Raw genomic sequence first — 15,837 nt, 5'->3', positions numbered from 1 at the left:
GACGCGCGCCGCGCTGAAGATGCTTTTCGCCGCTCCGATCCCGTCCGGAGCGACGTTTTCCATCTTCCCGGCCGACGAACAACCCCGGATCCGGCTCAGCCCACCCCGCACAGGATCTCGCCGTGCAGCAGCGAGATCCAGCCGTCGTCCGACGCGGCCCACTCGCGCCAGCCGTCGCTGATGCGCTGCAGGTCGGCGGGCGTCGCGGCGCCGGACTCCAGCAGCTGGGGTGCGATCGCGGAGTTGAGGATCCGGTCCGCCCACATGCCGCCCCACCACGCGCGGTCCTCCGCGGTCGCGTAGCACCAGGTGCTCGAGGTCGCGACGACGTCGGTGAGACCTGCCGCGTGCGCCCAGGCCAGCAGCCGCCGCCCGGCGTCGGGCTCGCCGCCGTTCGCGTGGGCGGCGCGGTAGTAGAGATCGAGCCAGTCGTCCAGCGCCGGCACGGCGGGCCACCACCGGAAGCCGCCGTAGTCGCTGTCGCGCACGGCGATGATCCCGCCCGGCTTCGTCACCCGGGCGAGCTCGCGCAGCGCCCGCACGGGATCCGCGACATGCTGCAGCACCTGGTGCGCGTGCGTCACGTCGAAGCTGTCGTCCGGGAAATCGAGGGCGTGCACGTCGGCGACGCGGAACTCGATGTTGCTCAGGCCCCGGTCCGCGGCGGTGGTGCGGCTCAACTGCAGTTCGGCCTCGCCGATCTCGGTCGCCACGACCTCGGACACGAGCTCGGCGAGGTCCGCGGTGATCGTGCCCGGTCCGGCGCCGACGTCGAGCAGACGGTCGGTCGCGCGCAGGTGCGGCAGCAGGTACGCGGCCGAGTTCTGCGCGGTGCGCCAGCGGTGCGATCGCAGCACCGAATCGTGGTGTCCGTGCGTGTAGGCGGCCATCGGTTCTCCTCCGGGTCGGGTGTTCCCCCCCAGCGTTCCGGTTCGATCCAGGGCGCGGGAAGACCGTAGTCTTCCTAGGAGCGCCGCACCCTCCCCCGCGGCGCGGATCCCGTCCTGCTGAGCACCGGAGGCTGTGGATGTCGAACGCACTCGGCGACTTCCTGCGCGCCCGGCGCACCGACGCCCGTCTGCAGGCCGGGGCGGCGCGGTCGGGCGGCCGGCGCCGCACCACGGGCCTGCGCCGCGAGGAGGTCGCGACCGCCGCCGGCATCAGCGCCGACTACTACACGCGCCTGGAGCAGGGCCGGGAGGCGCACCCCAGCGACGCCGTGCTCGACGCCCTGGCGCGCGCCCTGCAGCTCGACCGGGACGCCGCCGATCACCTGCGGCGCCTGCGCGACGCCCATCCCGGCACGCCCCGGCCCGAGGCCGCGGTCAGCCCGGCGGAGGACGAGGCTCTCGTGGCCCGGATGACGATGCTGGTCGACGCGGTGCGGCCGAATCCGGCGTACGTGCTGGACCGGCTCAGCACGGTCGTCGCCGCGAACCCCGAGGGACTCGCCCTGCACGAGGGCCTCGCCGACCTCCCGCCGGCGCAGCGCAACACCTGCCGGTCGCTGCTGCTCGACCCCCGCGCCCGGGAGACCTTCGTGGAGTGGGAGGAGCTGGCCCGCGGCGCGGTCGCGCACCTGCGCGCGGCCAACGTGGACGACCTGCAGGATCCGCAGCTCGTCGCCCTCGTCGAGGAGCTGAGCGCTGCCAGCCCGCTGTTCCGCACCTGGTGGAGCGGCCACCTCGTGCAGCGGCGGCGTGGCGACATCACGCACGTGCGCAGCGCCGACGGCACGGTCACCGCGCGGCGCTACGAGGTGATGCACCTGCCCGAGGACGGCGTGCGGATGACGCTCTGGCTGCCTGCATCCTGAGCCCGAACGCACCCCCTCCGGAGACGGCGTTCGTGGTGCCGGGCGCCCCGAGATCTCGGGGCGCCCGGGGAATGAGGGCGTCAGTACCGCAGGCCGTGGCCGAACCGGAACGTCGGGTTCTCGGTGTCGAACGCGACATCGGTGCGGCTCGCGGCGACAGCCGCATCCGAGCGCGGCAGATCGAACGGGAGCGAGCCCTGCGGACCGCGCTCACCGAACAGCACCCGCAGCACGGCCTCGTCCGACGCTCCGTAGTCGGCGAGCGCGGCGCGCGCCGACTCCTCCAGGCCGCCGAGCACGGCGGGACGGTCGAGGTAGATGTCGATCACCGTGGGAACGGCCTCGGCGATCGCCGTCAGTCGCGCATGCTCCTCGGCCGGGAACTCCAGGGAGCCGGAGTGGAAGAGGTCGCTGAACCCGCCGCGGTCCCGGTCCTCGTAGGGAGCCTTGATCCGCAGGATCGCGACGTCCGCCTCCTCCGGGGCGGCGACGACCTCGGCGTAACGCGCGAGCACCTCGGCGGCCACGCCCTCGGCGTAGACCTTCACGCCGCGCGTCAGCGGCAGGATCGGGGATCCGCCGTCGACCGACGTGCTCGTGAGCAGGGTGAGCGAGTCGCTCTGCGCGTCCAGGCCCTCCTGGACGAAGTCGGCACGACCGACGACGGCGGCCGCGTGCTCCTCGTCGACGAACGGGTTCTCGAACAGTCCCAGCCGGAACTTCTCGCGCAGCAGGCGTCGCACCGACACGTCCAGGCGCGCCTCCGAGACCTCGCCCCGTTGGACGAGCCCGAGGAGCTCCTCGGTGCAGAGCTCGCCGCCGAACTGGTCGATCCCCGCGTCGAGTGCCTTGACCATGCGCTCCGGCCGGGTGAGGTGCTCGACGCCCCACGCGCGAGCGGGCATGTCGGCACCGAACACCACGACGTCGGTCAGCAGGCCCCAGTCGGTGCAGACGATCCCGTCGAAGCCGAGCCGGTCGCGCAGCAGATCCGTGAGCACGTCCTTGTTGAATCCGAAGCCGACCTCCTCCCAGTCGGTGCCGATCGGCTGACCGTAGTACGGCATCATCTGGGTCGCGCCGGCGCCGATCGCCGCGATGAAGGGGCGCAGATGGTACTCCTGCTGACCACCCGGGTAGACCTGCTCCTTGCCCCATTCGAAATGCGGATCCTCGCCGTCGAGCTGAGGACCGCCGCCCGGGAAGTGCTTGACCATGGTCGCCACGGACTCGGGGCCGAGCTCGGCGCCCTGGAATCCGCGGATGTAGCCCACGACGAGGCGCGACGTGAGGTCCGCGTCCTCGCCGAACGTGCCCGCGATCCGCGACCAGCGCGGCTCGGTGGCCAGATCGATCTGCGGGTGCAGCGCGACGCGCAGCCCGACCGCGATGTACTCCTGCCGCGCGATGTCGGCGAAGCGCTCGAGGCGCTCGGGGGATCCGAGGGCGGCGAAGCCCAGCGTCTCCGGCCACTGCGAGAAGGGCCCCGCCATGAGGGAGGTGAGGGGGTTGTCGCTGAACGAGTGCCGCGGGTCGGTCGAGAGCGTGATCGGGATCCCGAGCGGGGTGTCCAGCGCCATGCGCTGCAGGGCGTTGTGCCACGCGGCGAACTCGCGTCCGCCCGGAGCCGCGCCGAGCAGGTTGAAGTGACTCATCCGGCGCTTGCGCACCATGGAGGCGAGGGAGGGCAGGCCGAACGTCGGGTTGCTCTCCTCGAAGTCGGCGAAGGCCGCCATGGTGTGGAACAGCATCCCCACCTTGTCGGCGAGCTCCATACGGCCGAGCAGATCCTCGACCCGCGCGTCGATCGGCAGGGAGGCGTCGCGGTAGGGCAGCACGGCCTCGTTCACGGTGTCCGTCATCTCATCTTCTCCTGGGGTTACTTGACCGACTTGATGAACCAGACGCTGACCGCGCCGAGCACGCTCAGCACGATCGCGATCGGAAAGAGCGCACCGTATCCGAATGCCAGCACGATCGCGCCGGCGACACCGGGGGCGAACGTCTGCGGCAGCGTCGCGGCGATGTTCACGACGCCGAGGTCCTTGGCGAAGTTCTTCGCGGACGGCAGCACCTGGCTCATCAGTGCGGTGTCGACCGCCTGGAACATGCCGAATCCGAAGCCGCTGATCACGGTCATGATCATCCACGACATGTAGGAGGGAGCGATCATCGGGAACACCAGCGCGACCGCCATGAGCAGGGAGGATCCGAAGACGAACGGCTTGCGCCGACCGACCTTGTCGGAGAGCGGCCCGGAGATCACCGTGGCGACGAGGATTCCGACGAGACTGAGTATGCCGAGCAACGGGATCACGGAGAACGGGTCCTTCACCCCGAGGTAGTTCTTCAGGATCAGCAGCTGGAACCCGGTGACGGCGAAGTATCCGGTGTAGAGCAGCAGGCGGCCCGTGAACGCCCAGAAGAAGTCGGGGTGCTTGATCGGGCTGACCCAGAACGTGCGCAGGAACTCGCCGAAGCTGAACGGCTCGTTCCGGAAGTTGAGGCTGGAGTGGTCCGGGTTCGCGAGGACGAACCCGAGCAGCACGACGACCGCGAACACCGCGAAGATGATGTAGCCGAGCGTGATCGCGTGCGCGAGCTGGGATCCGATGATCTGGCCGCCGAGCGCGCCGAACATGAGTCCGATGCCGGAGAGAGCGGCGAACGTGCCGCGGCGCGCGACCGGAACCCGGTCCGGGAGGATCGCGGAGAGAGGACCCTGCGCGAAGTTGTAGGCGACCTGGATCAGCGTCCACGCGACGATGATGCCCGCGAGGCTGTTCATGAACCCGAGGGCGATGAGCGCGGCGCCGCCCACGATCGCGCCCGCGATGATCCACGGGGCGCGGCGGCCGAACCGCGAACGGGTGCGGTCGGACAGCTGTCCGGCGGCGGGCTGGGCGATCATCGCGCCGAGGGCACCGATCGTGGACACGATCGCGATGTTCGCGACCTGGGTCTTCTCGTCGGGGAACATCGCGATGAGCTGCGCCTGCAGCAGGATGCCGGGGACCGCGCCCCAGATCACGAAGATCGCGAAGTTCGCCGGGATGATCCATGCCAGCAGGCGTCGAACGCCCTTGACCGGAGCGGGTGGGTCGTCCTCGCCGGAGGCGGTGGCCACGAACGTGGTCTCCGTGATGGGCGGACGCAGCTCTTCGGGCGTGTCGGATGATGTCGACGTCATTGTCAGTCCTTGGGGGCGAGCGGTGGGTTCGGGTCGAGCCGACGAAGGCGCTCGACGCGCCCTCGGAACCGGCTGTTCGCACGCTAGCATGAAAACCGGCACAAGTGTAGGTTTTTGCCCTGAGCGGCATTCCGGCCGTGGATCCCACCGCGGTCGCGATCCCCTCCGGCGCCCTGGGGACGCATACGATGGGACACCGATGACGACCGAACGCGGATACACGACGGGCAGGGCCCGGCGGGAGCGGATCATCGCCGCCGCGACCGCGCTGTTCGGGCGCGTCGGCTTCAACAGCGCCACGATGCTCGAGATCGCGCAGGTCTGCGAGATCTCGCGCGCCGGCCTCGCGCACCACTTCCCCACCAAGGAATCGCTGATGGAGGCGGTACTGGAGACCAGGGACCGCGAGGACCGCGAGCGGTTCCGGCGCAATGGCTCGCAGGGGCCGGACGGCATCGGCGTGCTGCGCGGCATGGTGGACCTCGCCCGGCACAACACGGAGGTCGGCGGCATCATCGCCCTGTACGCCGTGCTGTCAGCTGAGGCGGCGGATCCCTCGCACCCCGCGCACGAGTACTTCGTCCGCCGCTATCAGCGGATCCGCTCCGGCACCGCGAAGGCCCTGCGCGACGCCCGCGAGGCCGGCTATCTCGCTGCGAACGTGGACGAGGAGCGCGCCGCGGCCGAGCTCACCGCACTCATGGACGGGCTGCAACTGCAATGGCTGCTGGATCCCACCTCGGTTGACATGGCCGAGACCGTGCGCCGCCGCATCCAGGAGCTGCTCGTGGTGCCCCTCGACCCCGCCCGCTGATCCCTCCAGCCCTGTCCCTTATCCACATCTCCGAGCCCACGAGACTAGCGCTCATCTCGTATGCCGTCTTCTGCTTGAAAAAAAAAAAGAGTGAAGACAGCCCCCCTGAACCAGCGGAGCGAGCACGCCCCGCCCCCCTGAACGAGCGGCGCGAGACGAAGGGGCTAAGACCAGACGAACCCGAAGGTGCCCGCCAACACGGCTGCCGCGATCGACAGCGCCATGATGGCCGCACCCCCGGCGAGCGCGACCGCGTCCCTGCCGCTCAGCCGAGACGGGCGCGCCCAGGTGCGCGGGATGGCGGATCCGAATCCGCGCGCCTCCATCGCGAGGGCGAGCTTGGTCCCGCGGCGCACGGCGAAGACGAGCAGCACGAACGACATCGTGAAGAACCGGCGCAGCACCCCGCGGTCGCCCACTCCCCGCGCCCGGCGCGCGAGCGACATCGTGCGCCAGTCGTCGAGGAACAGCCCCAGCATGCGGGTGCCCGCGAGCACGCCGAGCACGAACCGGCTGGGCAGGTGCGCGACCTGGGCGAGGGCATCCGCGAGCGCGGTCGGATCCATGCGGGCGAACAGCAGGATGGTCGGAAGGCCGAGCGCCACGACGCGGATCGACACCGCGATCGCGAGCTGGATCGACGCCTCGCTGATGTGGGCGACCCCGACGCTGAAGAAGACGTGCCCGCCCGGCGCCGCGTAGAGCAGCATGCTCACGCCCGCGACCGGAGCCACGGCGAGCAGCAGCGCCAGCCGGCGCAGCACGGTTCCCAGGCGCAGGCCGGTGAGCGGGAGGCACAGCAGCTGCAGCCCGATCGCGACGAGTCCGCTCGTGACATCGATCGACGCGAACAGCGGGATCGACAACAGCAGCGAGAGGCCGACCCGCGTGACCGGGTTCACGCCGTCGACCCAGGCCGGCGAGGCCGGATCCGGTTCCGAAGCGCGCAATCGGCTGCTTCCGGCCGACATATCGAGCGTTCTGCGCTCTTCGAACCCGGTGCTCATGCCGTCAGCTCCGCGGATCCGGCCACGGCGGGCACCAGTTCGATGCGGTGCCCGCCGAGGTGACGGATCACCTCGGCGTCGTGGGTCACCGCTACGACCGCGGTGCCCCGGGCGATCTCCTCCTGCAGCAGACCCACGATGCCGATCCAGCCCAGGCGGTCCTGGCCGAAGGTGGGCTCGTCCAGCACCACGACGGCGGGAGCGGCGGCGAGCACCGTCGCCACCGACAGCCGCCGCTTCTGCCCGCCCGACAACGTGAACGGGTTCGCCGCGGCGAGCGCGGTCAGGCCGAGCCGCTCGAGCAGCGCGTCCACCACGGCGTCGACCCGGGCGGCGTCCCGCCCGAGCGCGCGGGGACCGACGGCGAGCTCGTCCCGCACGGTCTGCGTGAGGAACTGGTGCTCGGGATCCTGGAACACCGTCCCGATGCGGGTGAGCAGCTCGCGCGACGTCCAGCGGACCGGATCCAGCCCGCGCCGCCCGCGCAGCCGTTCGGCCGCCTCCACCGCGCCGTGCAGCGGATCCAGGAGGCCGGCGAGCGTGAGCGCGAGCGTGGACTTCCCGGCGCCGTTGGGGCCGACGATCACGGTCGCCGAGGCGTCCGGCACCGAGAGGTCGAGCCCGGTCTGCACGGCCGTGCGGCGGTCGCGCGTGATCGCGAGGTCGCGGGTGGTGAGGACGGCACCCTCGTGATCGGCGGAGAGTTCGTCGACCGGTGGCAGCACGGGCAGGTCGACGGGATGCCCGGGAACCCACACGCCGGCATCCGCGAGAGCATCGCCGTGCACGCCGAAGACCTCGTCCGGGGTGCCATCGGCGAGCAGGCCGCCGTCGGCGCTGACCACGATCACGCGGGTCATCAGGTCGGCCCAGACCGCGGTGCGGTGCTCGATGACCACGAGCGTGGCGCCCGTCGCCTCGACGGCCCGTTCGACGGCGGCGCGGACCTCGCGCACCCCGTCCGGATCCAGGTTGGCGGTCGGCTCGTCGAGCAGCAGCAGGCCCGGGCGCATCGCGAGGGCGCCGGCGAGGGCGAGCCGCTGCTTCTGACCGCCCGACAGCGCGGCCGTGCGGTGGTCCAGGGGCACCTCGAGGCCGACCGCGTCGAGCGCCTCGCGCACGCGCTCCGGGATCCGCTCTGCGGGGACGCCGAGGTTCTCGCAGCCGAACGCGACGTCGTCGCCGACCCGGCTCAGCACGACGCCGGCATCCGGATCCTGCAGCACGAGGCCGATCCGGCCGCGACGGCTCTCCGGAGTGGCGCCGTCGACGAGGAGCGTGCCCGTGCGCTCCCCCTCTTCGGCGTCGCCGAGCAGACCCGCCATCCCGGTCAGCAGCGTGGACTTTCCGGCGCCGGATGCGCCGAGCAGCAGCACGCGCTCCCCCGGCTCGATCGTGAACGACACCGCGCTGACGGCGGGCAGGCGGCGGCCGGCATAGCACCAGCCCCACCCGTCCGCGACGACGCGGGCCGCACCCGCGGTCATGTCAGACCTCGCGGCGCAGCTCGCGTCCGGCGGCGAAGCGGCTGAGCGCGCCCGTCGCGGCGAGCGCACGCACCAGCAGCCAGCCGAGCACGCCGGCCAGCACGGCACCCGAGACGACGAGGGTGCCGAGGTAGATCCCGTTGAAGACGGCCGACTTCAGGATGTTCGGCGAGCTGCCGTAGAAGAGCTCGAACAGCCAGGCCCCGGCCGCGGCGCCGACGCCGGCGAGAGCCGCGACCGGCAGCGAGAACCGGCGGTACAGGAAGAGGGCGAAGACGAGCTCGGCGCCGAGACCCTGGGCGATGCCCTCGAGCACCGTCGAGACGCCCCAGATGTTGCCGATCAGCATCGAGACGATCGCCGCCACGACCTCCACCACGAGGGCCGCACCGGGCTTGCGGATGACGAGTCCGCCGACCACGCCGCCCAGCAGCCAGATCCCGACGGCGATGCCGCCGAGCCCCGGGGTGAGCCCGTCGGCCGCGGTGAACCAGGCGTACCCGATCGTGTTCCAGACCCAGAAGACCAGGCCGATCACGACGCCCAGCACAGCGGCGACGACGATGTCGACGACCCGCCAGGTGAGCCTTGGTGCGACCGCCCCGCTGTTCGCGTTATGTGCGGTTGCCGTTGAATGCATCATGGAAACTCCTCCCTGCGCCGGCATGATCCGGATCAGGTTCGACGGTCGAAGCGCGATTCGCTCCCTCTCAGCCCGGCTCGCCGGACTCCCGTGGTGATCCGCCCATTTTAGCCCTGCCAGGGGTGCACCGCGACCGTGCGTCGCCGAGATGACGCCGCATGCGCCGCGGGCGCGCACTGCCGCTCGGCCCGTGAGCGGGCGCTCGGGATACGGCCGAACCGCCGGACCGCCCGATACGGTAGGAGGGTGAACGAAGACGACGGCCCGGCGGCCGCTCCGGGCGTGCCGGAGCGCGTCGACGCGCCGGTCGACGCGCTCGGCGGCGAGGCCGGACCGGCCGTCGCCACGCTCGATGCGCCAGAGGCCTCCGACGCGGATGTCGCGACCGTCGTCGACGCCACCCCTGACGGCGCGGACCCGGACGCGGCGTCGGACGCGACCGCCGAGGACGCCATCCCCGACACGGCGCCCAAGAATGGCGCCCCGGACGACGCAGACACGGACACGGCGCCGGACGCGACGCCCGAGGGCGCCATCGGATCGGCGGGGCTCTTCCCGGCATCGAAGCCTGCCGCGGAGCCGGGCCCCCTGTTCCCGCGGCAGGACAGCCCGGTCGAGCATCCGCTGTTCCCGGCGCCGTTCGGTCCGAGGAACGCGGTCACCGCACCCGGCTCGATGCGGGCGGAGAGGTCGTCGACGGCGGTGAGTACGCCGAAGCGCTTCGTCGCATGCGAGAACTCGAGCACTTGTCCGTCGGGCGAGCTGCGCCGCGAGGTCTGACATGACCGCGGGTGCGGCCCGCGTCGTCGCGGACGGGTGGGGCTGGTGCTATGCCGGCCGCCGCCTGCCCGCCGTCAGCGCGGTGTCGTTCACGATCGAGCCGGCGGCGGCGCGCGCGCTGCTCGACGACGCACCACGGCGCAGCCTCGCCCGGCCCGCCGTGCTGCTGCCGCCCGCGGGCCTGCTGGTCGTCGCCCTCGCGTACGGCGCCACCACCGCGCTCTGGCCGCTCAACGCCGTCCAGCCCGTGACCACCGCCGCCGTGTTCCAGCCGGCAGCCGCACCGGCCGCCGCCGTCGCGTGGCCCAGCACGGGCAGCGCCGCGGTGAGCGTGCAGGGCATCGGCACCGTGGCCTCCGCGGAGCAGCAGGTGCCCATGGCGAGCATCACGAAGCTCGTGACCGTGCTCACCGCCCTCGAAAAGCTGCCCCTGAAGCCGGGCGAGCAGGGTCCCTCGTTCGCGTTCACGCAGGCCGACAGCGATGACTACTGGAACTACCTGCGGCAGGATCAGTCGGCGCTGGACGTCCCCGTGGACGGATCCCTCACGCAGTATCAGCTGTTCGAGGGGATCCTGCTGGGCTCGGCGAACAACTACGCCGACCGTCTCGCGCGCGAGGTGTGGGGTTCGGACGAGAACTACGCCGCCGCTGCGAACCAGTGGCTGAGCCAGCACGACCTGGGCGAGATCCGGGTGGTGACCCCGTCCGGGTTCGACTTCGGAAACGTGGCCACCCCGCGTGCGCTCATCAAGCTCGGCGAGATCGCGGAGAAGAATCCGGTGATCGCCGGGATCGTGAAGCAGAAGAGCGTGGAGCTGCCGGGCGCCGGCACCGTGGAGAACACGAACGGCCTGATCAACGACGCCGGGATCGTCGGCATCAAGACCGGCACGATCGGCGACGGCGACGCCACACGCTACAACCTGCTCTCCGCCAAGGACGTGGCCGATGGGGACACCACGGTGCGGATCTATGTCGCCGCCCTCGGCCAGGACAGCGACGAGGGCCGGGTGGACGCGTCGCGCACGCTCTACGCGGACGTCGAGGCGGCGCTGAAGAACCAGCCGCAGACGGTGCCCGAGGGCGCCATCCTCGGCACGGTCGACACCGCCTGGGGCGAGACGTCGCAGATCGTCGCCGGCGCGGACGGCCGCGTGACGCTGTGGAACGGCGCCTCCGCCTCGGCCACGACGAAGTTCGCGATCGGCGAGAACTGGAAGGCCGGCGCCAAGGCCGGGACTCTCGCCCTCAAAGGCCCCCTGGACGCGACCACCGTGCCGCTCGAGCTGCGCACCGCGCTCAAGGGCCCGAGCCTGTGGTGGCGGCTGACCCATCCCCTGGAGCTGTTCGGCCTGGCCAGATAGGACTCGGATCCCTCCGGCGCCGAGAGGCCTGCCCGGTTCAGGTCGCATTTTCTGCGGCAAGAACCGCCGGGAAGCGCAGAAAGTGCGACTGAGCGGCATCGATCCAGGCACCTCGCGCCCACTGGACGGCACAACGACGAAGCGCCGCCGCCCTGGATTCAGGACGACGGCGCTCGGTCGTGGGACCGCGGGTCAGACCTTGTCGTCGCCGGACTCGGCCGCCGGGGCGTCCGGCGCCTCCGCCGACTCGGCGATGCGCTCGGCGACGGCGACCGGAGCAGAGCCGGCACCGGGGACCGCAGCCGCACCGGCCGCTGCCCCTTCGGCGAGGTCGGGGCCCGACGCGCCCTCGACCGGAACCGTGACGGTCCCGGTGACCAGCGCAGCCTCCGCGTCGGCGTCGCTCGCGGCCTGCTCGAACTGCGACTGGTACAGCCGCCAGTACGCGCCCTCGGCCGCGATGAGCTCCTCGTGCGTGCCCTTCTCCACGATGTCGCCGTGCTCCATCACCAGGATCAGGTCGGCGTCGCGGATCGTGGACAGGCGGTGCGCGATCACGAACGACGTGCGACCGTGCCGCAGCGCCGCCATGGCGTGCTGCAGCAGCAGCTCCGTGCGGGTGTCGACGGCCGACGTGGCCTCGTCCAGGATGAGGATCGACGGCTGAGCGACGAACGCGCGGGCAATCGTGATCAGCTGGCGCTCACCGGCGGACACGTTCGACGCGTCCTCGTCGAGGGTCGTCTCGTAGCCCTCCGGAAGCGCGTGCACGAACCGGTCGACATAGGTCGCCTTGGCCGCCTCGATGATCTCCTCGTCGGTGGCCGTCGACTTGCCGTACCGGATGTTCTCCCGGATGGTGCCGGCGAACAGCCACGGATCCTGCAGCACCATGCCGGTGCGCGCGCGCAGGTCCTCACGGGTCATCTCGGCGATGTCCTGTCCATCCAGGAGGATCCGGCCGCCGCTGAGCTCGTAGAACCGCATGATGAGGTTCACCAGCGTGGTCTTACCGGCACCCGTCGGGCCGACGATCGCGACCGTCTGGCCCGGCTCCACCCGGAACGACAGATCCGTGATCAGCGGGCGGTCCTCGGTGTACGAGAACGCGACGTGCTGGAACTCGATGACGCCCTGGCCGTCGCTGACGGTGGGTGCGTCCTCGGCATCAGGATCCTGCTCCTCCGCGTCCAGCAGCTCGAAGACCCGCTCGGCCGAGGCGGTGCCCGACTGCACGACCGCCGCCATGCCGCCCAGCTCGCTGAGCGGCTGGCTGAACTGCTGCGAGTACTGGATGAACGCCTGCACGTCACCGAGTCGGATCTGACCGCTGGCGACCATGAGTCCGCCGAGGACGGCCAGGCCCACGTAGGTCAGGCTGCCGACGAACGTCATCGCGGGCATGATGATGCCGGACAGGAACTGCGCCTTGAACGCGGCCTGGTACAGCTCCTCGTTCTCGCTCTGGAACTTCTCCAGCGCATCCTTTTCGCGGCCGAACACCTTGACGAGCGCGTGACCCGAGAAGGCCTCCTCGACGCGGGCGTTCAGGCGGCCGACCTTCTTCCACTGGATCCCGAACGCCTTCTGCGAGCGCGGGCCGACGACACCGAAGATCACGCCCATCAGGGGCAATGCGACGAGCGCCACGAGCGCCAGCTGCCACGAGATCGAGAACATCATGATCAGCACGCCGATCACGGTGAGCACCGACGTGAGGGCCCCGGACAGCGACTGCTGCATCGTCTGCGTGATGTTGTCGATGTCGTTGGTGACGCGCGAGATCAGCTCACCGCGCTGCACCTTGTCGAAGTACGACAGCGGCAGGCGGTTGATCTTCGCCTCGACCTGCTCGCGCAGACGCCACATCGTGCGCACCATGATCACGTTGATCACGTAGCCCTGGATCCAGCTCAGCAGTGCGGAGCCGACATAGATCGCCAGCACCGCGGTGATGACCCAGCGCAACTGCTCGAAGTGGATGCCGTCGCCGACCCGGAAGTCGCCGAAGGCGGCCACCATGTCGGCGAACTGGTTCTGGCCGGCCTGGCGCAGCGTCTCGACCACCTGGCTCTTCGGCGTGCCCTCCGGGAACCCGGGGAAGTCGCCGTTGGGCTGCCCGAGCGTCTTGGAGATCACGCCCTCGTAGATGATGTTCGTGGCGTTGCCGAGCACCTTGGGCGCGGCGACCGAGAGCACGACGCCGATGGCGCCGAACACCGAGACCAGCACGAACCACACGGCGCTCGGCTTGAGCAGCCCGATCATGCGCTTGAAGCTGGGCCCGAACTGGTTCGCCTTGCCCGGTGCGGGGCCGTCGAACATGCCGCCGCCCTGCAGGCGCGCCTTCTCGGCGCGCTCGTGCTCCTCGCGCTCCTCGTCGGTCATCTCGGCGGTCGCCGTCGCGGCGCCGGCGTACTTGGCGCGGCGCGCCTCCATGCGGGCAGCGCGCGCCGCCTTCTTGTCCACGTTGTCGCTCATGCGTCCACCCCCAGCTGCGACTCGACGATCTCCCGATAGGTCTCGCTGGTCTCGAGCAGCTGCTCGTGCGTGCCGACGGCGACCATGGTGCCGCCCTCGAGCACGACGATGCGGTCGGCGTCGGTGATGGTCGACACGCGCTGCGCGACGACGATCTTCGTCACGTGCGGCAGCTCGCGCCACAGCGCCTGGCGCAGCCGCGCGTCGGTGGTGAGGTCGAGCGCCGAGAACGAGTCGTCGAACACGAGGATCTCCGGCTGGTGCACGATCGCACGGGCGATCGCCAGGCGCTGACGCTGTCCGCCGGACACGTTCGTACCGCCCTGCGCGATCGGCGAGTCGAGCCCCTTCGGCATCTCCGAGACGAAGTCCTTCGCCTGGGCGATCTCCAGCGCGGCCCACAGCTCGTCGTCCGTCGCGTCCTCCCGGCCGAAACGCAGGTTGGAGGCGACGGTGCCGCTGAACAGGAACGGCCGCTGCGGCACGAGCCCGATGCTCTGCCACAGCGCGTCGACGTCGGCCTCCCGCACGTCCGTGCCGCCGACGGACACGGCGCCGCCGGTCACGTCGAACAGGCGAGGGATGAGCGAGACGAGCGTCGTCTTGCCCGCACCGGTGGATCCGACGATCGCGACGGTCTCGCCGGGCTCCGCGCCGAAGCTGATGCCGGTCAGCACCGGCGACTCCGCGCCCGGGTAGGTGAACTCGACGTCGTCGAACGCGACCGCCCCCGGGGCCGGGAAGCGGACCACGCCGTCGACCGGCCGCGCCATCGTCTGCTCCGCGTCGAGCACCTCGCCCACGCGCTCGGCGGAGACCGCCGCACGCGGGATCATCATGGCCATGAAGCTGGACATGATCACGCCCATCATGATCTGGCCGATGTACTGCATGAACGCGAACAGCGTGCCGACCTCGACGTTTCCGTTGTCGACCTCGATGCCGCCGAACCAGATCACGCCCACGATGGTGACGTTGAGGATCAGCATGAACAGCGGGAACAGCAGCACGAACAGGGATCCGACGTTGCGGCCGACGACCATGATGTCGGTGTTCGCGCCGCGGAAGCGCTCCTCCTCGATGCGCTCGCGCACGAACGCCCGCACCACGCGGACGCCCGTGAGCTGCTCGCGCATGATGCGGTTGACGTTGTCGAGCTTGCCCTGGTAGCTGCGGAACAGCGGGACCATGCGGCCGATGATGATGCCGGCGACGATCAGCAGCACGGGCACCGAGACCGCGATGAGCCAGCTCAGCTGCAGGTTCGTCTGCACCGCCATGACGATGCCGCCGATGGCGAGCAGCGGAGCCGTGACGAACATCGTGGAGCCCATCATCGCCAGCATCTGCACCTGCTGCACGTCGTTCGTGTTGCGGGTGATCAGGGATCCGGCGCCGAACTGCGACACCTCGCGCTCGGAGAAGCCGCTGACGCGGGAGAACACGTCGGCGCGGATGTCGCGGCCGGCGCCCATCGCGGCGCGCGCCGCGAAGTAGGTGGCGATGATCGAGGCGACGATCTGGCCGAGCGACACGGCGAGCATCAGGACGCCGTGCGACCAGATGAACCCGGTGTCGGCGCGCGCGACGCCCTTGTCGATGATGTCGGCGTTGAGCCGTGGCAGGTACAGCGAGGCGAGCGCGCTGGCGAACTGGAACACCAGCACGCCGAGCAGCAGCCACTTGTACCGCGACAGGTAGCGGAACAGGATCTTTCCGAGCACAGGCGCACTTTCCTTGTGGGAGCGGACTTCCCGGAGGGAAGAAGAGGGATGAGCCGAAAATCGGCCACGACACACCCTGCCACGCGGCTCGGACATTCACATCCCCCATGAGGAGGATCCGCGACGATCTTCGCTGAGGGCGAACGAATCCCTGCTCGGGTGCTATTTCCGGATCCGGGCGAAGAACTGGCGGTTTCGGCCTCAGCGCCCGAGGATGAGGTGCGGCCGCGGGCCTTCGAGGCGAGCGATCGCGATCTTGACCTCGGTGAGCTCGGCTTCGACGCCGTCGAAACGCGCGGACACGCCGTCGAAACGCGCGGACACGCCGTCGAAACGCGCGGACAGCTTGTCCTCAACCCTGTCGATCCTGCGCACGACCCAGGCGAACCCCGCGAAAAGGCCGATCCCGAGTGTGACGAGCACGGCGGACGCCGCGATCACGACTCCCACGAGTTCCACCGACATGTGCACTCCCCCATTCTGCGCGCATCGTGGTCGCGCCGCCAGCAACGATAGGAGCCCGCGGTCG

Annotated in this window: 13 protein-coding genes and 1 riboswitch; of the genes, 4 read left to right on the top strand and 9 right to left on the bottom strand. The window is 70.6% G+C overall.

Features of this window, described 5'->3' with window-relative positions:
• Nucleotides 1-95: 95 nt before the first annotated feature.
• Nucleotides 96-890: a class I SAM-dependent methyltransferase gene (locus AERO9AM_RS01735; RefSeq protein ID WP_159574608.1), complete on the bottom strand. Its 795-nt coding sequence runs from the start codon at nt 888-890 to the stop codon at nt 96-98.
• Between the two features lie 137 nt (nt 891-1,027).
• On the opposite strand from AERO9AM_RS01735, the gene AERO9AM_RS01730 reads away from it, so the two are divergent.
• A complete protein-coding gene (locus AERO9AM_RS01730) occupies nt 1,028-1,816 on the top strand; it encodes a helix-turn-helix transcriptional regulator (protein WP_159574607.1) in 789 nt (262 codons plus the stop codon).
• A gap of 80 nt (nt 1,817-1,896) precedes the next feature.
• On the opposite strand, the gene AERO9AM_RS01725 is transcribed toward AERO9AM_RS01730, so the two are convergent.
• Together AERO9AM_RS01725 and AERO9AM_RS01720 are read right to left on the bottom strand one after the other, a co-directional pair.
• Entirely contained in the window at nt 1,897-3,678 is a 1,782-nt protein-coding gene (locus AERO9AM_RS01725) for a glycoside hydrolase family 3 protein (protein ID WP_159574606.1), read from the bottom strand.
• Nucleotides 3,679-3,695: 17 nt separating this feature from the next.
• A complete protein-coding gene (locus AERO9AM_RS01720; protein ID WP_159574605.1) occupies nt 3,696-5,006 on the bottom strand; it encodes an MFS transporter in 1,311 nt (436 codons plus the stop codon).
• A 199-nt stretch (nt 5,007-5,205) separates the two neighbouring features.
• Between AERO9AM_RS01720 and AERO9AM_RS01715 the strand changes: the two genes are divergently transcribed.
• Entirely contained in the window at nt 5,206-5,820 is a 615-nt protein-coding gene (locus AERO9AM_RS01715; protein ID WP_159574604.1) for a TetR/AcrR family transcriptional regulator, read from the top strand.
• Nucleotides 5,821-5,984: 164 nt separating this feature from the next.
• On the opposite strand, the gene AERO9AM_RS01710 is transcribed toward AERO9AM_RS01715, so the two are convergent.
• The 3 genes from AERO9AM_RS01710 to AERO9AM_RS01700 all read right to left on the bottom strand — a co-directional run bounded on the left by AERO9AM_RS01710 (nt 5,985) and on the right by AERO9AM_RS01700 (nt 8,954).
• Nucleotides 5,985-6,770 (bottom strand): energy-coupling factor transporter transmembrane component T family protein, encoded by a 786-nt coding sequence (locus AERO9AM_RS01710; protein WP_442923246.1) that lies wholly within the window; start codon nt 6,768-6,770, stop codon nt 5,985-5,987.
• Between the two features lie 53 nt (nt 6,771-6,823).
• Entirely contained in the window at nt 6,824-8,314 is a 1,491-nt protein-coding gene (locus AERO9AM_RS01705) for an ABC transporter ATP-binding protein (RefSeq protein ID WP_159574603.1), read from the bottom strand.
• A 1-nt stretch (nt 8,315) separates the two neighbouring features.
• Nucleotides 8,316-8,954, bottom strand: a complete 639-nt coding sequence (locus AERO9AM_RS01700) for an ECF transporter S component (protein ID WP_159577308.1) — start codon at nt 8,952-8,954, stop codon at nt 8,316-8,318.
• A riboswitch (TPP riboswitch) is annotated at nt 8,950-9,059 on the bottom strand. It overlaps the preceding gene by 5 nt.
• A gap of 144 nt (nt 9,060-9,203) precedes the next feature.
• Here AERO9AM_RS01700 and AERO9AM_RS17620 point away from each other — a divergent pair.
• Both AERO9AM_RS17620 and AERO9AM_RS01690 read left to right on the top strand, forming a co-directional pair.
• Nucleotides 9,204-9,737, top strand: a complete 534-nt coding sequence (locus AERO9AM_RS17620; RefSeq protein ID WP_159574602.1) for a hypothetical protein — start codon at nt 9,204-9,206, stop codon at nt 9,735-9,737.
• 1 nt (nt 9,738) lies between these two features.
• Nucleotides 9,739-11,103: a D-alanyl-D-alanine carboxypeptidase family protein gene (locus AERO9AM_RS01690; RefSeq protein ID WP_159574601.1), complete on the top strand. Its 1,365-nt coding sequence runs from the start codon at nt 9,739-9,741 to the stop codon at nt 11,101-11,103.
• 192 nt (nt 11,104-11,295) lie between these two features.
• Here AERO9AM_RS01690 and AERO9AM_RS01685 read toward each other — a convergent pair whose 3' ends face one another.
• The 3 genes from AERO9AM_RS01685 to AERO9AM_RS01675 form a co-directional block, all read right to left on the bottom strand.
• Nucleotides 11,296-13,542, bottom strand: a complete 2,247-nt coding sequence (locus AERO9AM_RS01685) for an ABC transporter ATP-binding protein (protein WP_159577307.1) — start codon at nt 13,540-13,542, stop codon at nt 11,296-11,298.
• Nucleotides 13,543-13,580: 38 nt separating this feature from the next.
• The gene (locus AERO9AM_RS01680; protein WP_159574600.1) at nt 13,581-15,308 is read right to left on the bottom strand and encodes an ABC transporter ATP-binding protein; all 1,728 of its coding nucleotides are present in this window, start codon (nt 15,306-15,308) and stop codon (nt 13,581-13,583) included.
• Between the two features lie 201 nt (nt 15,309-15,509).
• Nucleotides 15,510-15,773 carry a hypothetical protein gene (locus AERO9AM_RS01675; protein WP_159574599.1) on the bottom strand — a complete coding sequence of 88 codons (264 nt, stop codon included), beginning with the start codon at nt 15,771-15,773 and terminating at the stop codon, nt 15,510-15,512.
• Between the last annotated feature and the right edge of the window lie 64 nt (nt 15,774-15,837).

Origin of the sequence: Microbacterium sp. 8M (assembly GCF_902506375.1) — a bacterium.
Lineage (GTDB): Bacteria > Actinomycetota > Actinomycetes > Actinomycetales > Microbacteriaceae > Microbacterium.
The sequence above is the reverse complement of the archived record's forward strand: the minus strand, read 5'-3'. Positions and strand labels throughout refer to the sequence as shown.